Origin of the sequence: Dactylosporangium roseum (assembly GCF_025264685.1) — a bacterium.
In the GTDB taxonomy this organism is placed as follows: Bacteria; Actinomycetota; Actinomycetes; order Mycobacteriales; family Micromonosporaceae; genus Dactylosporangium; species Dactylosporangium roseum.
Genome location: NZ_CP073721.1, coordinates 5,151,349 through 5,171,201 on the forward strand (window position 1 = coordinate 5,151,349; position 19,853 = coordinate 5,171,201).

17 protein-coding genes are annotated in these 19,853 nt (G+C 70.0%); 5 read left to right on the forward strand and 12 right to left on the reverse strand.

Annotation, left to right across the window (positions count from 1 at the left end; all coding sequences use genetic code 11):
• Positions 1–42 precede the first annotated feature (42 nt).
• The 3 genes from Drose_RS24150 to Drose_RS24160 are packed head-to-tail and all read left to right on the forward strand — an operon-like array spanning position 43 to position 2,647.
• Positions 43–309, forward strand: coding sequence for a DUF3311 domain-containing protein (locus tag Drose_RS24150; protein WP_260723586.1), 267 nt, complete (start codon positions 43–45; stop codon positions 307–309).
• Positions 306–2,477 carry a carbon starvation CstA family protein gene (locus Drose_RS24155; RefSeq protein ID WP_313899928.1) on the forward strand — a complete coding sequence of 724 codons (2,172 nt, stop codon included), beginning with the start codon at positions 306–308 and terminating at the stop codon, positions 2,475–2,477. Before Drose_RS24150 ends, Drose_RS24155 begins: the two co-directional genes overlap by 4 nt.
• Positions 2,474–2,647 (forward strand): YbdD/YjiX family protein, encoded by a 174-nt coding sequence (locus Drose_RS24160; protein WP_260723587.1) that lies wholly within the window; start codon positions 2,474–2,476, stop codon positions 2,645–2,647. Before Drose_RS24155 ends, Drose_RS24160 begins: the two co-directional genes overlap by 4 nt.
• A gap of 218 nt (positions 2,648–2,865) precedes the next feature.
• Here Drose_RS24160 and Drose_RS24165 read toward each other — a convergent pair whose 3' ends face one another.
• The 4 genes from Drose_RS24165 to aceA all read right to left on the reverse strand — a co-directional run bounded on the left by Drose_RS24165 (position 2,866) and on the right by aceA (position 7,117).
• A complete protein-coding gene (locus Drose_RS24165; RefSeq protein ID WP_260723588.1) occupies positions 2,866–3,615 on the reverse strand; it encodes a CbtA family protein in 750 nt (249 codons plus the stop codon).
• An 18-nt stretch (positions 3,616–3,633) separates the two neighbouring features.
• Positions 3,634–3,849, reverse strand: a complete 216-nt coding sequence (locus Drose_RS24170) for a CbtB domain-containing protein (RefSeq protein ID WP_260723589.1) — start codon at positions 3,847–3,849, stop codon at positions 3,634–3,636.
• Between the two features lie 392 nt (positions 3,850–4,241).
• Positions 4,242–5,825: a malate synthase A gene (gene aceB, locus Drose_RS24175; protein WP_260729797.1), complete on the reverse strand. Its 1,584-nt coding sequence runs from the start codon at positions 5,823–5,825 to the stop codon at positions 4,242–4,244.
• A 20-nt stretch (positions 5,826–5,845) separates the two neighbouring features.
• Positions 5,846–7,117 carry an isocitrate lyase gene (aceA, locus tag Drose_RS24180; RefSeq protein WP_260723590.1) on the reverse strand — a complete coding sequence of 424 codons (1,272 nt, stop codon included), beginning with the start codon at positions 7,115–7,117 and terminating at the stop codon, positions 5,846–5,848.
• A 234-nt stretch (positions 7,118–7,351) separates the two neighbouring features.
• Here aceA and Drose_RS24185 point away from each other — a divergent pair, with 234 nt between their 5' ends.
• A complete protein-coding gene (locus Drose_RS24185) occupies positions 7,352–8,779 on the forward strand; it encodes a short-chain fatty acyl-CoA regulator family protein (protein ID WP_260723591.1) in 1,428 nt (475 codons plus the stop codon).
• 100 nt (positions 8,780–8,879) lie between these two features.
• Here Drose_RS24185 and katG read toward each other — a convergent pair whose 3' ends face one another.
• Positions 8,880–11,147 carry a catalase/peroxidase HPI gene (katG, locus tag Drose_RS24190; RefSeq protein ID WP_260723592.1) on the reverse strand — a complete coding sequence of 756 codons (2,268 nt, stop codon included), beginning with the start codon at positions 11,145–11,147 and terminating at the stop codon, positions 8,880–8,882.
• A 31-nt stretch (positions 11,148–11,178) separates the two neighbouring features.
• Positions 11,179–11,604 (reverse strand): Fur family transcriptional regulator, encoded by a 426-nt coding sequence (locus tag Drose_RS24195; RefSeq protein WP_260729798.1) that lies wholly within the window; start codon positions 11,602–11,604, stop codon positions 11,179–11,181.
• A 145-nt stretch (positions 11,605–11,749) separates the two neighbouring features.
• Between Drose_RS24195 and Drose_RS24200 the strand changes: the two genes are divergently transcribed.
• Positions 11,750–12,193: an OsmC family protein gene (locus tag Drose_RS24200; RefSeq protein WP_260723593.1), complete on the forward strand. Its 444-nt coding sequence runs from the start codon at positions 11,750–11,752 to the stop codon at positions 12,191–12,193.
• A 226-nt stretch (positions 12,194–12,419) separates the two neighbouring features.
• Here the strand turns inward: Drose_RS24200 and Drose_RS24205 are convergent, their stop codons facing one another.
• The 6 genes from Drose_RS24205 to Drose_RS24230 all read right to left on the reverse strand — a co-directional run bounded on the left by Drose_RS24205 (position 12,420) and on the right by Drose_RS24230 (position 19,828).
• Positions 12,420–13,856, reverse strand: coding sequence for a sulfatase family protein (locus Drose_RS24205; protein ID WP_260723594.1), 1,437 nt, complete (start codon positions 13,854–13,856; stop codon positions 12,420–12,422).
• A 41-nt stretch (positions 13,857–13,897) separates the two neighbouring features.
• Positions 13,898–15,232, reverse strand: a complete 1,335-nt coding sequence (locus Drose_RS24210) for a sulfatase family protein (protein ID WP_260723595.1) — start codon at positions 15,230–15,232, stop codon at positions 13,898–13,900.
• Between the two features lie 32 nt (positions 15,233–15,264).
• Complete coding sequence (locus tag Drose_RS24215) at positions 15,265–16,692, reverse strand: sulfatase family protein (protein ID WP_260723596.1); 1,428 nt, start codon at positions 16,690–16,692, stop codon at positions 15,265–15,267.
• A complete protein-coding gene (locus Drose_RS24220) occupies positions 16,689–17,582 on the reverse strand; it encodes a carbohydrate ABC transporter permease (protein ID WP_260723597.1) in 894 nt (297 codons plus the stop codon). The genes Drose_RS24215 and Drose_RS24220 overlap by 4 nt, the downstream gene beginning before the upstream one ends.
• Positions 17,583–17,594: 12 nt before the next feature.
• Positions 17,595–18,443 carry a carbohydrate ABC transporter permease gene (locus tag Drose_RS24225; protein WP_260723598.1) on the reverse strand — a complete coding sequence of 283 codons (849 nt, stop codon included), beginning with the start codon at positions 18,441–18,443 and terminating at the stop codon, positions 17,595–17,597.
• Positions 18,444–18,553: 110 nt separating this feature from the next.
• On the reverse strand, positions 18,554–19,828 hold the full coding sequence (locus Drose_RS24230) for an ABC transporter substrate-binding protein (RefSeq protein WP_260723599.1): 1,275 nt from the start codon (positions 19,826–19,828) through the stop codon (positions 18,554–18,556).
• Between the last annotated feature and the right edge of the window lie 25 nt (positions 19,829–19,853).

Consider the following 19,853-nt stretch of genomic DNA (forward strand, 5'->3'; position numbering starts at 1 on the left):
GCGCAACCTTCACATATCGTCGACGACTGATCGGAGGCCGGTATGGCGAGATTCCGGAAGGCATACAGGGTCGCCGCCTACACCGGCCTGGCACTGCCGCTCGTGGCAATTCTCCTGGTCCCGCTCTACGCGCGGACCACGCCCCGGCTGGCAGGGCTGCCCTTCTTCTACTGGTTCCAGTTCGCCTGGATCCTCCTCAGCGCGGCACTGATGGCGGCCGGTCATCTGCTGCTGAAGCGTGCGGACAGCGGGGTCGGCACGCCGGGGACGGTTTCGGGCGCACACCCCCACCCTGGAGAACATGGATGAGCATCTTCACTCCGCAGACCCGGGCCCGCCCGGGCGCGCGGACCATCGTGACCTGGACGGCCGTGTCGATCGTCGGCGCGATCGCCTGGGGTACCATCGCCCTCGCCCGCGGCGAGCGCATCTCGGCGATCTGGCTGGTCGTCGCGGCGCTGTGCTCGTATGCGATCGCCTACCGGTTCTACGGGCGCTTCATCTCCCGGCGTGTGCTCAAGGTCGACGACCGGCGCGCCACGCCAGCGGAGCGGCTGGACAACGGCATCGACTACCACGTCACCGACCGCCGCGTGCTGCTGGGCCACCACTTCGCCGCGATCGCGGGCGCCGGACCACTGGTCGGGCCGGTCCTGGCGGCGCAGATGGGCTACCTGCCCGGCACCATCTGGATCATCGTCGGCGTCGTCTTCGCCGGCGCCGTGCAGGACATGGTGGTCATGTTCCTGTCCATGCGCCGGGACGGGAAGAGCCTGGGCCAGATGGCCCGGGACGAGATCGGCCGCGTCGGCGGCGTCGCCGCCCTGGTGGCGGTCTTCTCCATCATGATCATCCTGCTCGGGGTCCTCGCGCTCGTCGTCGTCAACGCGCTGGCGAAGTCGCCCTGGGGCACCTTCTCCATCGCCATGACCATCCCGATCGCCCTGTTCATGGGCTTCTACCTGCGGGTGCTGCGGCCGGGCCGGGTGATCGAGACCAGTGTGATCGGCGTCGCGCTGCTGATGCTCGCCATCGTCGCGGGCGGCTGGGTCCAGGACTCGAGCTGGGCCGCCACGTTCACGCTCAAGCCCGAAACGCTGGTCTTCTGCCTGGTCGGGTACGGTTTCGTCGCATCCGTCCTGCCCGTGTGGATGCTCCTGGCGCCGCGGGACTACCTGTCCACCTTCATGAAGATCGGCACGATCGGGCTGCTCGCGGTCGGCGTGCTGGTCACCGCCCCGGTCCTACAGAACGAGGCCGTCACCAAGTTCGCCCTGAACGGCAACGGCCCGGTCTTCGGCGGCGCGCTGTTCCCGTTCGTCTTCATCACCATCGCCTGCGGGGCGCTGTCCGGCTTCCACGCGCTGATCTCCTCGGGCACCACGCCGAAGATGATCCAGAAGGAGTCGCAGGTCCGGCTCATCGGCTACGGCGCCATGCTGATGGAGTCCTTCGTCGCGGTCATGGCGATCATCGCCGCGTCACTGCTCGATCCGGGGCTCTACTACGCGATGAACTCCCCGGGCGGCGTGGTCGGCACGACCTTCGAGAGCGCCGCGACGGCGGTGTCCAACCTGGGCTTCGTCGTCACACCGGAGAGCCTGCGGGCCGCGTCCGCCGCCGTCGGCGAACCGACGCTGGTGTCGCGCACCGGCGGCGCGCCGACGCTCGCCGTCGGCATCTCGGAGATCTTTTCCGGCTTCCTCGGCGGCGCGGGCGTCAAGGCGTTCTGGTACCACTTCGCGATCATGTTCGAGGCGCTGTTCATCCTGACCACGGTCGACGCCGGGACCCGGGTCGGCCGGTTCATGCTCCAGGACACGCTGGGCAACATCTGGAAGCCGATCGGCCGGGTGAGCTGGCTGCCCGGCGTGTGGCTGACCAGCGCGGCGGTCGTGGGCGCGTGGGGGTACTTCCTGTACACCGGGGTCACCAACCCGCTCGGCGGCATCAACCAGCTCTTCCCGCTGTTCGGCATCGCCAACCAACTGCTCGCGGCCGTGGCGCTGACCGTGGTCACGGTCATCCTGGTCAAGAGCGGCCGCCTCAAGTGGGCCTGGGTCACCGCCGTCCCGCTGGTCTGGGACGTGGCGGTGACGCTGACCGCCAGCTACCAGAAGATCTTCTCCGCCGACCCGAAGATGGGCTTCTTCGCCCAGCGCCAGCGCTTCGCCGACGCCCTCGAACAAGGCAAGGTGCTCGCGCCCGCCAAGAACCTCGACGAGATGCGTGCGGTCGTCACCAACTCGACCGTGCAGGGCGTGCTGTCGGTGTTCTTCGCGGTCCTGATCATCATCGTGATCGTGGACGGGGCCCGGGTGTGCCTCCAGGCGATCATCCGGGGCCGGGAACTGCCGACGACGGAGGCACCGTTCGTGGAATCGACGATCGTCGCACCGTCGGGTCTCTTCCCCACGGCTGACGAACGACGGGAACTCGTCGGTGCGGCGACCGCCGACGGGGGCGGCGACCGATGAACCTCCGGCACCTGCTGGCGCGGCTCTGGTGGTATCTGCGCGAACTGGCCGGTGAGACCGGCTACGACCACTACGTCGCGCACCACCGGGAACACCACACGGCGGGGGCCCCGCTGACCCGCCGGGAGTACGAGCGGCTGAAGAGCGGCACCGCCGTGCGCTGCTGCTGAAGCACGGGACCGCGTCGCGGCCGGACCGGGGCGGGTGGAGCCGGTCCGGCCGCGACGGCGGCACGGCGCGGTCTTGGCCGGTCCCGGTGCCGGCGGAGTGGCCCGACGAGCGGCCAGAAGTCCCGGTGCCGGAGCGCTCACCGGCCCGGCCACCGAGGCCGATCCTGGTCCCGGCCGGGACCAGGTCGCAGCGCCGGACCTGCGCCCACCGGTGACGATCAGGCGGCGACCGGCCGCGTGGTGACCGCGGTGGAAGTGCGCAGGCTACGTTCGGTCAGGTAGCCGAACAACAGGCCCAGGGTGGCCCAGGTGACCGCCTGGGTCCCGAGTGACGCCAGCCGGAACTGCCACAGCAGCACCGGGGAGAACGCGCCGGGCACCTCGTTGACCGCGGGGAGCAGGGCGATGGCCGCGCCGACGACGACCGCGGCGCCGACGATCGCCACGGTCGTGGCGTTCCAGGCGCCCAGCCGCGGTTGCAGTGACCGGCCCGCGACGGCGACACCGATGACGGCGGCGACACCGATGACGACCATCAGGAAGTACAGGCCGGTGCGTTGCTGCAGCGTGTCCGGGTTGCCGGTGGCCGGCGGGTTGGCCGGATACTTCAAGAACGGCACGAGCGCCACCCCGACGAACCCGGCGAGCGCGACCAGCCCGGCAGTGGCACGGGCGCTGACCTTGCCGAACCGGCCGACCGTGAGCGCGACGGCGATGCCGAAGACGCCGCCGAGCGCGACGCCGTAGACGATCGAGGCGGTGGCCAGGCCCACGGTGCTCTGCACCGTGCGGCTGACCAGCTCGTGCTCGTGCTCACCGGCCGGCAACGGCGCGGCGTTGGCCTCCTCGAACGCGATCGCGTCGTTGATCGGGCCCTCGCCGAAGAGGTAGGCGAAGAGGAACGCGGCGACGCCGGCGGCCGCGCCGACAAGCATCCCGCGGACCAGCAGGGAACGGGCAGACAGCATGACCGGGTTTCCCTTGTCTCAGTGGCAGGGGAATCCGAGCAGGTGACGGCCGTCGTGGACGAACTCGTGGACGGTCTCGCCGGAGATGACCGAGGTGATCCCCTGCTCGGCACCGACGAAGTAGAGCAGCACGACGGCGAGCACGACGCCGAAGGCGGCCCAGGGCAGGATCTGCCGGAACGGGATCGGGGCCGGCGCCGCGGCCGGGGTGGGCAGAGCCGAGATGGTAGCCATGTCGATGCAGCCTCCTGCGGGATGTGCGCGTCCCATCGAGCGGTGTCCGTGACGGCGGCCGGGTCTGACTCCCACCGATGGTGGTTACAGTGGCGCGACCGCGCCGGGCTTGCACCGGCTTCCTGCCACCGTCACGCTGTGCCTCGGACGGTACGGCCGGCATCACACGGTGTCAAACGATGTGACGCGGCGCCAGCCCCTGACGGCCCCCGACGGCGCACCTGCCACCGCGCGGCCAGCACCGGGGTATCGCCCCCACTTCGTGCGTCGATCTTGCAGTTGTGGTGCCTGACAAACCTGGCATTCAGGGAGTGTCCCGGCACCACAACTGCAAGATCAACGCACGAAGTGGGGGTCAGTGACGTTCGGCCGGGGCGGTTCCGGGGGTGTCGTCACTGGCCCGGTTCGCACCTGACCGACGGTGCGAGGTGGTGGGCGTACGCGTCCGTGGTGAAGAACGCCGGAAGGTCCTCCTCGAGCGCGGTGCGCTCGACGACGCCGGCCGCCGCCACGGCACGGGCGCGGTCCGGCCCGTCACGATCGGCGGTCAGGTCTGCCAGGGCATCGGCCAGCAGCGACCGGACCAGTCCGTCGGTGACGACGCCACCGTCGGCCAGCGGTGTGCGGTGGTGCAGCCACTGCCACACCTGGCAGCGGGCGATCTCGGCGGTCGCCGCGTCCTCCATCAGGTTCGACAGCGCCACCGCACCCGTGCCGCCGAGCCAGGCATCGATGTACCGAAGCGCCACCTCGACGTTGGATCGCACCCCCTCGACGGTGACCTGGCCCGGGGTCTTGTCGACGGCGAGCAGGTCGGTGCCGGTGACCTCGACGTCGTCCCGGAGCCGGTCGAGCTGGTTCGGGCGGTCGCCCAGCACCGCGGTGAACGCGTCCCGGCACACCTCGACCAGGCCCGGGTGCGCGACCCAGGATCCGTCGAACCCGTCGCCGGCCTCGCGCTCCTTGTCCGCCCGGACCCGGGCGACGGCCTCCGCGTTGACGTCCGGCGACCGGCTCGGGATGAACGCGGCCATGCCGCCGATCGCGTGTGCGCCGCGCCGGTGGCAGGTGCTCACCAGCAGCTCGGTGTAGGCCCGCATGAACGGCACGGTCATGGTGACGTCGGAGCGGTCCGGCAGGACGAACTCGGACCACTGGCCGAAGTTCTTGATGATGCTGAAGATGTAGTCCCATCGGCCCGCGTTCAGCCCGGCCGAGTGCTCGCGCAGCTCGTACAGGATCTCCTCCATCTCGAACGCGGCGGTGATCGTCTCGATCAGCGTCGTGGCCCGGATGGTGCCCAGCGGCAGGCCGAGGTACTCCTGGGCGAAGACGAAGACGTCGTTCCACAACCGCGCCTCGCGGTGGTCCTCCAGCTTCGGCAGGTAGAAGTACGGGCCTTTTCCGGCGTCGAGCTGCCGCCGCGCGCAGTGGAAGAGGTAGAGGCCGAAGTCGACCAGGCTGGCCGAGATCGGCCGCCCGTCGACCACGATCCACTTCTCCACGAGGTGCCAGCCGCGCGGCCGGACGACGATCGTGGCCGGATCGTCGCCGAGGACGTACCGCTTGCCGCGCTCGTCGGTGAAGTCGATGCGCCGGTCGAGCGCGTCGATCAGGTTGAGTTGCCCGCCGATGATGTTGTCCCAGGTCGGCGCGGTGGCGTCCTCGAAGTCGGCCAGCCAGACCCGCGCGCCGGAGTTCAGCGCGTTGACGGTCATCTTGCGGTCCGGCGGGCCGGTGACCTCGACCCGCCGGTCGGTCAGCCCCGGTGCGGGCGGCGCCACCCGCCAGGCCGGGTCCTGCCGGATCCGGGCGGTGTCCGGCAGGAAGTCCGGCATCTGCCCGAAGGCGTACCGGGCGCGGCGGGCCCGGCGGGTGTCGAGCAGCGCCACGCGGCGTCCGCTGAACCGGCCGTCGAGCGCGACCAGGAAGTCCAGAGCGTCGGCGGTGAGGACCTCGTCGTAGCGGTCGGCCATCGGGCCGATGATCTTGTATCTCACGCGAACTGCTCCGCTTCGGTCGAACCGCGCAGGGCGGTGGTCTCCCCCGCCGGGTTGAGCACGGTGCTGATCAGGTCGAAGTAACCGGTGCCGACCTCGCGCTGGTGCTTGACCGCGGTGTAGCCCTCGGCCTCGGCGGCGAACTCCCGCTCCTGCAGCGCGACGTAGGCGGTCATGCCGTCGGTGGCGTAGCCGCGGGCCAGGTCGAACATCGAGTAGTTGAGGGCGTGGAAGCCCGCCAGGGTGATGAACTGGAACTTGTACCCCATGTGGCCCAGCTCCCGCTGGAACTTGGCGATGGTCGCGTCGTCGAGGTGCTTGCGCCAGTTGAACGACGGCGAGCAGTTGTAGGCGAGCAACTGGTCGGGGTACTGCGCCTTGATCGCTTCGGCGAACCGGGCGGCGACCTCGAGGTCGGGCGTGCTGGTCTCCATCCACAGCAGGTCGGCGTACGGCGCGTAGGCCAGCCCCCGGGCGACGCACGCGTCGACGCCGTTGCGGAACCGGTAGAACCCTTCCGCGGTGCGCTCGCCGGTCACGAACGGCTGGTCCCGCTCGTCGATGTCGGTGGTGAGCAGGGTGGCGGCCTGCGCGTCGGTCCGGGCGACGATCAGCGACGGCACACCGGCGACGTCGGCGGCGAGCCGGGCCGCCTCCAGGGTGCGGATGTGCTGCCCGGTCGGGATGAGCACCTTGCCGCCGAGGTGGCCGCACTTCTTCTCGGCCGCGAGTTGGTCCTCCCAGTGCACGCCGGCGGCGCCCGCCACGATCATGGCGGTCATCAACTCGTAGGCGTTGAGCACGCCGCCGAAGCCGGCCTCGGCGTCCGCGACGATCGGGGCCAGCCATCCGGTGGCGTCCTCGTCGCCCTCGGCGGTGCTGATCTGCGCGGCGCGCAGCAGGGCGTTGTTGATCCGGCGGACCACCGCGGGCACCGAGTTGGCCGGGTAGAGGCTCTGGTCGGGGTACGTGTGACCCGCGAGGTTGGCGTCCGCGGCGACCTGCCAGCCGGACAGGTAGATGGCCCGCAGGCCGGCGCGGACCATCTGGACCGCCTGGTTGCCGGTGAGCGCGCCGAGCGCGTGGATGTAGTCCTCGTCGTGCAGCAATTGCCACAGCCGCTGCGCCCCGCGGCGGGCCAGCGTGTGCTCCTCCTGGATCGCACCGCGCAGCCGCACCACGTCCTCGGGACGGTAGCTGCGCCGCACGCCCTGCCAGCGCGGGTCGGTGGCCCATTCATTTCGCAACTGTTCGACTGCGTCCCGCATCGCGTGCTCCTCGTTCGCTGTACCGTGATCGCCCGTGCGCCGCCGGCGGGGCCGGCGCACGGGCGACCGGGCGGACCATTGCCGATCCGCAGCCGGTGGTGGGGTGCGTCCACCGTCACACGGCGACGGCGGGCTGGTCGAGAGACGCATGAAGCGAAGTCCTGCGAATTTGTCGGACCATTTTGCCAACTTGCGAAATCGCCATTTCACAGCAGTGCTATAACTATCTGGGAGGTGAGGGCGATCACCAAGATCTTCGCCGGTGCCCGGCTGCGCCGGCTGCGGGAGGACCACGGGCTGAGCCAGACGGACCTCGCCCGGCACCTGGCGATCTCACCGAGCTATCTCAACCAGATCGAGCACGACGTGCGGCCGCTGACCGCCCCGGTGCTCATCCGCGCCACGGAGTTGTTCGGCGTCGACCCGACGGTGTTCGCCCCGCACGACACTCCGCAGCTCGTCGCCGGGCTGCGGGAGGCCCTTCCCGGCACGGGCAGCATCGCGGACCTCACCGAGTTCGCCGGTCGGCTGCCGGAGCTCGCCGCGTCCGTGATCGAGCTGCACCGCCGCTACCGGCAGGTCGCCGACCAGCTCACCGAGCTCGTCGGCGACCGCAGCGAGCTCGGCCGCAGCCCGCACGACCAGGTGACCGAGTTCTTCTACCGCCGGCAGAACTACGTGCCGGACCTCGACGAGGCGGCCGAGACCCTCGCGGCGCAGATGGGGCTCCGGCGCGGCCGGATCCGGACCGCCTTGGGGGACCGGCTGACGCATCTGCACGGCATCCAGCTCGCGCACGAGGACGCCCAGTCGCTCGGCGGCGAGCTGCACCGCTACCGACCCCAGACCCGCACGCTGCACCTGTCGACGTCGCTGCGCGCCGGGCAGGAGGCGATGCGGATGGCCGCGCAGCTCGCCCTGCTGGAATACGCGGACGTGATCGACGAGATCATCGAGGAGGAGCGGTTCGACGACGTCCAGACCCAGATCCTCACCCGGGTCGGCCTGGCGAACTACTTCGCCGCCGCGCTGGTCCTGCCCTACGAGCAGTTCCTGACCGCCGCGGAGAGCCGCCGGTACGACATCGACCTCCTCACCGAGCACTTCGCGATGGGCTGGGAGACGATCTGCCACCGGCTCAGCACGCTGCAACGGCCCCGCGCACGGGGCGTGCCGTTCTCGTTCGTCCGCGTCGACCGGGCCGGCAACATGTCCAAGCGGCAGTCGGCCACGGGTTTCCCGTTCTCCCGCACCGGCGGCACCTGTCCGCTGTGGAACGTCTACGAGGCGTTCAGCGCCCCGGGCCGCGTCGTCACACAGGTCGCGGCGATGCCCGACGGGCAGCGGTACCTGTGGATCGCCCGCACCATCACCCGGCACCACGGCGGCTACGGCCAGCCCGGCAAGGTCTACGCGATCGGGCTGGGCTGCCAGACCAAGCACGCCGGCCGGCTGGTCTACTCGACCGGCATGGACCTGCACGACTCCGAGGCTGCCATGCCGATCGGTCCGGGCTGCAAGACCTGCGAACGGTCGAACTGCCCGCAACGAGCCGCCGCGCCGATCAGCCGGCAACTCGACCTGGACGAGAACCGCAGCACCTTCATCCCGTATCCGCTGAAGGGCACACCCGCCGCCGAGACCGGCAGGCCGCCGAGATGACCCGGCACACTGTCGACCGCTCGGGTCCGCAGCGCGGTGCGAGCGGGACCGGGCCCGGTCGATCACTGTGGATCGGCCGGGCCCGTCGACGGCAGCCGGTTCAGGCGAGGTCGAACCGGTCGAGGTCCATGACCTTGGTCCAGGCCGCGACGAAGTCGGCCACGAACTTGTCGCGGGCGTCGTGGCTGGCGTAGACCTCCGCGAGCGCCCGTAGCTGGGAGTTGGAGCCGAAGATGAGATCGACCGCGGTGGCGGTCCACTTCACCTCGTCGGTGGCCAGGTCGCGGATCTCGTACACGTGCTCATCGGACTCCGACGCCTTCCACCGGGTGCCCGGGGAGAGCAGGTTGGCGAAGAAGTCGTTGGTGAGCACGCCGGGCCGGTCGGTGAGGACGCCGTGCCGGGTGCCGCCGAAGTTGGCGCCGAGGGAGCGCAGGCCGCCGATGAGGACGGTCATCTCGGGCGCGGTCAGGTCGAGCATGTAGGCACGGTCGACGAGCAGTACCTCCGGCTGGGTCTTCTCACCGGGACGCAGGTAGTTGCGGAACCCGTCGGCGCGCGGCTCGAGGACCCGGAAGGACTCGACGTCGGTCTGCTCCTGGGAGGCATCGGTGCGGCCCGGGTGGAACGGCACGGTCACCTCGACGCCGGCGTCACGCGCCGCCTTCTCGACCGCGGCCGAGCCCGCCAGCACGATCAGGTCGGCGAGCGAGATCTTCGCGCCGCCGGCCTCGTTGAACTCCCGCTGGATGCCCTCGAGGGTCGCCAGGACCGTGGCGAGCTGCTCGGGCTGGTTGACCTCCCAGCCGCGCTGGGGCTCGAGACGGATCCGGGCACCGTTGGCACCACCGCGCTTGTCGGTGGACCGGAAGCTCGCCGCGGAGGCCCAGGCGGTGGAGACCAACTGGGCGGTCGTGAGGCCGGACTCCAGGACCTTCGCCTTGAGGGCGGCGATGTCGGCGTCGCCCACGAGCTCGTGGTCGACGGCCGGCACCGGGTCCTGCCACAACTGGGTCTCCGGGACCCACGGCCCGAGGAACCGGCTGACCGGGCCCATGTCGCGGTGCAGCAGCTTGTACCAGGCCTTGGCGAACGCCAGCGCGAACTCGTCGGGGTGCTCCAGGAAGCGGCGGGAGATCTTCTCGTACTGCGGGTCGACGCGCAGCGACAGGTCGGTCGTGAGCATCGTCGGCTTGTGCTTCTTCGACGGGTCGTGAGCGTCCGGGATGATCGCCTCGGCGTCCTTCGCGACCCACTGCTTGGCGCCGCCGGGGCTCGTGGTGAGCTCCCACTCGTAGCCGAAGAGGATCTCGAAGAAGCGGTTGCTCCACTGCGTCGGCCTGTCGGTCCACGTCACCTCGAGACCGCTGGTGATCGTGTCAGCGCCTTTGCCGGTGCCGTGGCTGCTCAACCAGCCCAGGCCCTGCGCCTCCAGCGGGGCGGCCTCGGGCTCCAGGCCCACGTGGCCGTCGGCGACGCCGGCGCCGTGGGTCTTGCCGAAGGTGTGCCCGCCCGCGATGAGGGCGACGGTCTCCTCGTCGTTCATCGCCATCCGGGCGAAGGTCTCGCGGATGAAGTGCGCCGCCGCGGCCGGGTCCGCGTTGCCGCGGGGACCCTCCGGGTTGACGTAGATGAGGCCCATCTCGGTCGCGCCGACGCCCACCGTCATCTCCTTCTCGGAGACGTAGCGCTCGTCGCCGAGCCAGGTGTCCTCCGGACCCCAGAAGATCTCCTCGGGCTCCCAGACGTCCTCGCGGCCGAAACCGAAGCCGAAGGTCTTGAAGCCCATCGACTCCAGGGCGACGTTGCCGGCGAGGACGAGCAGGTCGGCCCACGAGATCTTCTGGCCGTACTTCTGCTTGACCGGCCACAGCAGGCGGCGGGCCTTGTCGAGGTTGGCGTTGTCGGGCCAGCTATTGAGCGGGGCGAACCGCTGCCCGCCGTCGCCGGCTCCGCCGCGACCGTCGTTGATGCGGTAGGTGCCGGCGGCGTGCCAGCTCATCCGGATCATCAGGCCGCCGTAGTGGCCGAAGTCGGCCGGCCACCAGTCCTGCGAGGTGGTGAGCACCTCGATGATGTCCTGCTTGAGGGCCTCGACGTCGAGCTGCTGGAACTCCTTGGCGTAGCTGAAGCCCGGCGCCAGCGGATTGCTCTTGGACGAGTGGGCGTGCAACACCGAGAGGTCGAGCTGGTTGGGCCACCAGTCCCGATTGGTGCGCGGACGGCCGCCGGTCTTCGGGGTCGGCGAGTCGATCGCCGGGTTTTCGCTCTCGCTGCCGTGCGCGGTCACGGAGTCGTGCGCGACCGGGCACTCCATGTTGTCCACGCCTTGAGCGCTGATGGGGGCCTGGTCCTGGGTGTCGCTCATCTGCTTCCCTTGCTTCCTTCCGAACTGGCGATCAGTGCGAGGTGCGTTTGGCTGCGCAGTCGGGGCAGGTGCCCCAATAGACGACTTCCGCCTCGTCGACCGCGAAGGCGTGATCGTCCGAGGCGGTGAGACAGGGTGCGCGGCCGGCGGCGCAGTCGACGTCGGCGATCACGCCGCAGGAACGGCACACGACGTGGTGATGGTTGTCCCCGACCCGAGACTCATAGCGGGCGGTCGTGCCGGCAGGCTCGATGCGCCGCACCAGACCGGCCTCGGTGAGCGCCCGCAGCACATCGTAGACCGCCTGGTGGGAAACCGTTGGATGATCGGCGCGGACCAGCGCGATCACCGTGTCGGTGTCGACGTGCGGGTGGTCGCGCAGCACGGCGAGCACCGCCAGCCGGGGCCGTGTCACACGCAACGAGGCCGCCCGGAGCTGCGCCTCGAAGTCGAACATCACACGACCAACATAGGCCATCTTTCTGGAATAGTTCAAGTTTTTGGACCGGCGTGTCCCGCTCGGCACCGGTGGGCGACCGGCCGGGAGGCCCCGCCACGCGGATCAGTTCGGCGAGCGGATCATCCGGGTAGATTCTGCGCTCATGAGTGACGACACCCTGCGCTCGGTGGACATCGAGCGCTCCAGCGCCGGACACTACGTCGCACGCAACGTCCGCGGCGGCTCGATCCCGATCGGCACGGGCGGCGACGACAGCTTCACCCCGGTGGAGTTGCTTCTGGCCGCCCTCGGTGGCTGCAGCGCCGTCGACGTCGACCTCATCACGAGCCGGCGCGCCGAGCCGAGCGGATTCGTCGTGAAGGTGACCGGCGACAAGGTCCGCGACGAGGCGGGAGGCAACCGGATGGAAAACCTGCGTGTCGAGTTCACCGTGACGTTCCCGGACGGCGCGGCGGGCGACGCGGCCCGCGACATCCTGCCCCGCTCGCTCGAGATGTCCCACAACCGGCTCTGCACCGTCTCACGGACCGTCGAGACCGGCACCCCGGTGCCAATCACGGTCGCGCCCAGCACGGGTGACGCGTAGCCGCGCGGACCTGGACCGCGCGAGTGGACGCCCTCGGACGCCGACCAGGGTAGTGCCCCGCGAGGGGCGAGGCACTACCCTGGCGTTCCGTCGTTCGCGCACCTGAACCCGCGGGTCGACCGCACCCCGCGCGGCTGCCGGCTCGCTGGCGCCGGACCCACGCGCCCGGCCGCGCAACAACCGCGTCCTCCGCCTGGTTCCACCGGCGTCCCCCTGCGAAGATCCATCACTTCCGGCCGGCATGACCGGGGTGCGGCTCGACGTGCCGGCCCGCCACTTCGGCGCGCCACCTGTCGTGCAGCGCCCGCAGCTCGGCCACTGTGCCGGGCTCGGCGGCGGCCAGGTCGGTCGTCTCGGCGGGATCCGCGGCGAGGTCGAACAACTGCCAGCCGAGGCCGGGCTCGGCCTTCTCGACGTCGCGCAGTCCCTGCACCTCGGCACTGTCCGGATCGACCCAGAGCAGCTTCCAGCGGCCGGCCCGCACCGCCCACTGGAAGCCGTTGTCCCAGTGCAGCACGGCATGGGTGGCGCCACGGTCGTCGTGGCGCAGCAGCGGCAGCAGGTTGTTGCCGTCGCAGTGCGCGTAGGCGGCCGGTGCCGCTCCCGCGGCGGCCAGCAGCGTGGGATACAGGTCCATCGAGGACACCGGCCCGTCCCGGTGCCGGCCGGCCGGGATCCCGCCGGCCGGCCAGCGCAGCAGGTAGGGCACCCGGACACCGCCCTCCCAGAGCGTGTACTTCGTGCCCCGCAGCGGTGTGTTGTCGGCGAAGTTGCAGTTCGAGCCGCCGTTGTCGGTCAGGTACACCACCACCGTGTCCTCGGCGACACCTTGGGCGTCGAGCGTGTCGAGCAGCCGCCCGATCTGGGCGTCCATCAACTCCAACTGTGCCAGGTAGTACTCCCGGCCGTTTTCGAGATTCGGCCGCACCTGCCCGTCGTACCAGTCCAGGTAGTCCTCGCGCCCGCCTTGATAGTCGGCGTGCGTCGGCAGCCCGCGTTTCTCCAGCTCGGCCGCGGGTAACTGCCAGCAGAAGTTGTGCACGGCGTTGAAGGCCAGCATCAGGAAGAACGGCTGTCCGGCCCGGACGCTGTCGGTGACGAACCGCCTGGCCCGCCGGCCCAGCTCGTCGGTCAGGAAGCCCTCGCAGTCGACCTCGGTGTCGCCCTCCAGCATCGGCTGCACGGCGCTGACCGCGGTGCCGAACTCGCCGTACTCCGCCACCGCGGCCCGGGAGTGGCGCAGATAGTTCAGCCGCCCGGTCTGCTGCCCCGCCAAGCCGTAGAAGGTGACGTCGAAGCCGTGGTGCGGGGGCGTGCCACGCTCGCCGACCCGCTCCGGGCCGTAGTGCACCTTGCCCAGGTAGCCGGTCACGTAGCCGAGCCCCTGGAACTGCTCGGCCAGTGACGGCGCGTGGTCGGGGTAGCGGCTGTCACCGAACCAGTGCACACCCCATCGGGCCTGGTACTGCCCGGCGATCAACCCGGCCCGCGACGGGCTGCACACCGGCGCCGTGACGTACCCCTCGGTGAGCGTGACACCCTCGGCGGCCAGCCGGTCCAGCGCCGGCGTCCGCACGTCGGGATGGATGCCCGTCGCGCCGCGATCGGCGTAGCCGTGGTCGTCGGAGAGGATGAGTACGACGTTCGGGCGGCGCTCGGACAACGCGTCTCCTGATCGGTGGGGCGGTCGCGGGGCGGTAGGTGCTAGTACGGGACCTCGAAGATGCGCCGCACCACCTCGTCGGGTATCGAGCTCGGATGGACCAGCCGCTTGAGGAAGCCGGCATCGTCGGTGCGCAATCCCCACGCCAGCAGCCGTTCCCGCATCTCGTCGAGCACGGGCGCGTAGCGTGACTCGACGGCCAGGTTCCGCATCTCGCCGGGGTCCTCGCGCAGGTCGTGCAACTGCTCCCGATTGCGTCCCCAGCTATAGACCACGTACTTGTACCGCTCGGTGATCAGCGCCCGGCCCGAGGTCAGCGGCGGGTCCGCCCGCTCGAAGCGGGTTTCGACCACCACCTCGCGGTGTCCGGCCGGCCCGCCGTGGCCGTCCGCGTCGCTCAGCAGCCGGCCCCAGTCGATGCCGTCAAGGCCCTCGGGCGGCCGGACACCCGCCACCGCGCACAGCGTCGGCAGTAGGTCCAGCCCGACCGAGACCGGCTCGTCGCACACCTGCCCGGCCGGGTAGTGCCCGGGCCGGCGCACGATCAGCGGTACCCGCGCGCACTCCTCGTACAACGCGGTCTTCTGGTTCCAGGCGTGTGCCGCGTCCCCGTCACCGTGATCGCTGGTGAAGACCACCACCGTGTCATCGGCGAGACCGCTGCCGGCCAGCGCGTCGAGGACCAGGCCGACGTTGGCGTCGGCGCGCTCCACGAGCCGCCGGTACGCGTACCGATACCGGCGCCAGTCGTCCGGCTGGTACTCACCTGTGCCGTACATCGACGCCCGGGCGGCCTGCTCGAAGCGCACCGCCTCGGGTTCGTACGGGTGGCGGCCGAAGTTGAGCGGGAGATTCGGCGTGTCGGCGACCGGCGCATCCGCCACGTCGCCGTACGGCAGGTGCTGGGCACGGGCGAGTTCGCAGATGCTGTGCGGGTCGTCGAAGGAGACCGTAAGGAAGAACGGCCGCGCCGGGCCGGCCGCCGCCCGCTCGCGCAGCCAGTCCGCGGACGTTTCGGCCAGCCCGGCGTCGCCGAACGGTGCCAGGACCGAGAAGCCGTCGGCCGGCGAGGCACTCGGCTGCCGGGCGTGCCACTTGCCGGCGAAGACGCAGTCGTACCCGGCCGAGTGCAGGAGGTGGCCCAGGGAGTCCCCGCCGCGGCCCGGCTCCAGGCCGTCGCCCTGATTGCCGCCGACACCCAACTGGTGCGGATAGCGGCCGGTGACCATGCTGCTGCGGGCCGGCACACACAGCGGAAACGTGGTGTACGCCCGGGTGAAGCGGACCCCGCCGGCCGCCAGCGCGTCCAGGTTCGGGGTGGCGACCTGCTCGTCGCCGGCACAACCGAGCAGGTGGGCGGCGTGCTGGTCCGTCATGATCAGCACAATGTTCGGTCGCCGGCCGGCGCTCACCGGTGGCTCCTTGCCACCAGTTCCTGCTCCACCTTCCGGCGACCGGGCCAGGGATCACCGGTGCGGTCGAGTTCGCGGCACAGCAGCTCGGCCGTCGACGCGACGACGTCCGGCTGGTCGCCGGCGACGTCGGTGCGCTCGTAGGGGTCGGCGACCAGATCGAACAGCCGGTGACGCAGCGGCTCGCCGGGCGGCGCTTCGACGATCAGCTTGTGGGTCCGCGTGCGCAGCCCACGCACGTCCAGGCGCAGGTTCTCCCGGCCCGGGCCGATGTACAGCGCCGCTTCCGGCCGGCCCGCGGTCTCCGGGCCGCCCGCCGTCAACAGTTGGCCGGACAGGTCGCGGCCCTGCATCGCCGGCGGGCGGTTTCCCGCCTGACCGAGCAGTCCCAGCAGCGTGGCGGCCACGTCGGGCGAGCCGAGCAGCAGGTCGTCGTGGCCCGGCTCGATGTGTCCGGGCCAACTGACCAGGAACGGAACCCGCATCGACTCTTCGTACGGCACGTTCTTGTAGACCAGACCGTGGCTGCCCAGTTGCATACCGTGATCGGAGGTGAACACGACGATCGTGTCACCGGTGAGCCCCTCGTCGTCCAGCACGGCGAGCAGCCGCCCGATCTGCTCGTCGACGCCGGTGATCGCGGCGTAGTACAACGGCGCCGCGTCGGCCGCCTCGGCCGCGGCCGGGGTGCCCCAATCGACGTTCGGCCTGCGCAGCAGATCCCGGGGATCCCGTCCCTCGTAGCGTCCCCGGTAGCGGTCGGGCACATGGTCGAACGGTTGGTGCGGCGGGTTGTACGACAGCACGAGCGCGAAGCGCTGCGCGCGCTCGCGATAGTGCCGCGCCGCCGTGCGCAGGTAGTCGACGGCGACGTCGGTCTCGTGCTCGGCGGACCACTGATCGACCCGCAGGACCTCCTCCCGCGGTGCGTCGCCCACCCAGAAGTGTGGTTGCGCGTGGTTGTCGCAGCAGCCGTGGGAGTACCAGAAGTCGAACCCGTGCCGATGCTCCGGCGGGGTATAGGCGTCCCACACCTTGCCGTCGTCGCGGCGGCCCTCCCCGTACACGGCGTCGTCGTCGACCGGGGCCTCGAGGTGCCACTTCCCGATGTAACCCAACGCGAAGCCGGCGTCGGACAGCACGTCCGACCAGCACCGGGTCTCCGGCCGAAGGCCGACGTCGGGGGCGGTGGCGGAGTTGACGTTGAACGGCACCCCGTTGCGGTGCGGATACTGCCCGCTCATCAGCATCGCCCGGCAGGGACTGCACACCGGGTAGGTGCTCACCGCGTCCGTGAGCACCCGGGACCTGCTCGCCAGTTCGTCCAGTGCCGGCGTGAGCACCGGGTCCTCACCCAGGAATCCCAGCGCGCCGGCCCGCCACTGGTCGGCGATGACGAACAGCAGGTTCGGCGCCGCCGTCACTTGCCCATGCCCAACGTGAGCCCCTCGGTCAGCCGCCGGCCGAGCCACACGTAGACGGCGAGCATGGGAATGACGATGATGCACAACCCGGCGAACAGGCCGCCCCAGTCCGCGCCGCTGTACGTCTGCTGCTGCACGAACGAGATGAGCGCCACCGGCAGGGTGTAGTTCTCCGTCGATTGCAGGAACGTCAGGGCGAGCAGGGTTTCGTTCCAGTGCCCGATGAGCTGCAGGACGAACGCGGTCAGGATGCCGCCCTTCGCGACCGGCAGCATGACCCGCCAGAAGACGCCTGTCGGCGACGCGCCGTCCAACGCGGCGGCCTCCTCCAGCTCCATCGGCAGCGAACGGAAGAACCCGGTCAGCAGGAAGACCGTGAACGGCATGGACAGCCCGATGTAGATCAGGTTGAGGCCGATGAGGCTGTCGACCAGGTGGACCGAGTTGAGCATGACGAACAACGGGATCAGGATGACCTGGGCCGGCACGCCGAGCCCCAGCACGAAGAACAGCGTGAGGCCCCGGCTGAGCCGGGACTCCTGCCGGCTGAGGTAGTAGGCGGCGGGTGCCGCCACGGCGACCGTCAGCACCGAGGACACCACGGTCACCCAGGTGCTGTTCCAGGTCGCCGTGGCGAAATCGCTGACGGTCCAGGCCTGCACGAAGTTCTCGACCGAGGCCGCGTGCGGCAACTCCCACGGGCTGGCGAGGATCGAACGCGTGTCACGGAACGCTTGCAGGACCATCCAGACCAGGCCGGCGACGTTCGCGAGGACGATCAGCCACATGAGCGCGACGCCCAGGCGGCGAATCGGTCCGGTGCCGTGCAGCAACGCCGGACCCCGCCGGCGGGTCGGGCGCCGCCGGACGATTGAGGACGATGAACGCATCTGCGGGGCCTCTCAGAACTCGATGACGTCACGACGCATCAGGCGCCGGAGCAGGACGACCAGCACGGTCACCAGGAGCAGGGACAGCATCGCCGAGGCCGTGGCCGCGCCGTAGGCCGGAATGGAGTCGCCCGAGAACGCCGTCGCGTAGGTGTACACCGCCGCCGTCCAGGTCTTGGCCGGTGGGATGCCGTTGCCGCTGCTGCCGCCGAAGATCCAGACGATCTCGAAGATCTTCACCGACGAGATCGTCCACAGCACCGCGCAGACCCCGAACACGTCCCACGTCAGGGGCAGCACGACGTGCCGGAGCCGCTGCCACGCGTTAGCACCGGCCAGCGCGCAGTCCTCGTAGTAGTAGCGGGGGATCCTGTCGACGCCCGCCATCAGGATCGTGGTGTAGTAGCCGGTGGTCATCCAGACCATCGTCAACATGATCAGCGGGAACAGGTTGTCCTGCGCCAGCCACTCCGGCGGCGAGTCGACGCCGAGCGGTTTGAGCAGCGAGTTGGCCAGACCGCCCGGGTTGAAGATGAAGCCGGCGAGAACGCCGTAGACCAGGGCGTTGATCAGGTGCGGGAAGAAGATGACGGACCGCACGAGCTTTCGGCCCGCCATGTCCCGCAGGATCAGCGTCATCGCGAAGCTGAGGACGAAGACCACGATTCCGACGATGAACAGCAGTTTCAGCGTGTTGGCGAGGGACTGCCGGAACAGCGGGTCCTTCACCAGTCCGCTGTAGTTGTCCACGCCGTTCCAGGTCATCGGCCCCGAGCCGGCCCATTCGTGGAAGCTGATCCACACCGCGCCGAGGATCGGGACGACGAACAGGACCACGTAGAACACCAGGGCCGGACCCACGAACGGAACCAGCAGGCGACGCCGCTGATCAGCCAGGGAGCCGCCGCGACGGGCCGAGCGCGGACGGGCGCCTGTCGGTGCCTTGGACGTGGCCGGCAGAACCCTCGTCGTCATTTCTGGGTCTTCCAGTACGCGATCTGCGCCTCCTTCATCTGACGCACGAAATCCTGCGCCGAGATCTTGCCGAGGAACAGTTCGTCGTCCTTGGCCCAGAAGGTCTTCTCGTTGTATCCGGGGAAGGCGACCCCGTCGTTCTGCTGGTGGTAGGTGGACACCTTGTCCAGCGCCGTCTTCACACTGGCCATCTCCGGCGCGGTCGCCGCGTCGCTACGGACCGGGATCACCTTGGCGTCGACGCCCCACTTGTCCTGGTACTGCTTGCGCAGGAAGAAGGCGGCGAACTCCTGCGCCAGCTTGGCGTTCTTCGCCTTCTTCGGCACGGCGAAGCCGGAGAAGTCGGCCCGCATGCTGTCGGCCGAACCGGTGGTCGGGAACGGGAAGGACCCGTATTCGAACCCGGCCGCGGCGTAGGTGGCCGACTCGGTCGGCAACCACGACCCCATGAACATCAGCGCGGCCTCGCCGTTGGCCCACTTCTGCTGCTGGGCGGGCCACTTGCTGGCGTTGTAGCCCTTGATGAGGTAACCGCCCTTGACCAACTGCTCGACCTTCTTGGCGGCGTCGAGCACCGCCGGGTCGTCCCACGCCGCCCCGGTCTTGTCGGAGGCCAGCTTCATCAGCGCGCCCGGCCCGCTGTTGCGCACCAGCAGGGTGCTGAAGAAGGCCGCGTTGTAACCGGCGATGTCACCGTCGGCGGCGAGCGGCGTCTGCCCCTGGGCCTTGAGCCGGTCGAGCAGGGCGATGAACTCGTCCCAGGTCTTCGGCGGGTTGGTCTTCAGTTCGGGGTGCTTCGCGGCGTTGAACCAGATCGCGTCCGACTGGATCTGGTACGGCAGCATCCACGGCTGGCCGTTGGCGTACTTGATGTCGATGGTCTTCAGAAGCTTGCCGGGAATCTGCTCGGCCGCGGTCTTGCCGTCGACCTGCGCCGCATAGGCTTCGGTCAGACCGAGCGCCTGCTCCGTGGCCACCAGTGCCGGATACATCTTGACGTACGGGCCGTCGACGAGGTCCGGCACGTTGTCCGTGTTCAGCGCGGGAACCAGCTTCTGCAGGTTGTTCCGCCCCTGCCACTGGACGTCGACCTTGACGCCACGTTCCTTCTCGAAGTCCGCGATGGCACCGGCCAGCACCTTCTGCTGCGGCTCGTCGCTCTTCCACATGGACCAGTACGTGAGCTCCTGGCTTGGCTTATCGGCAGCCGTCGAGGAGCAACCGGTCAGGGCCAGCGCCACGACAGCCGCGGCACCGACCGCGAGCCTCATGGACCGGCGTGCTGGATGAGCCCGG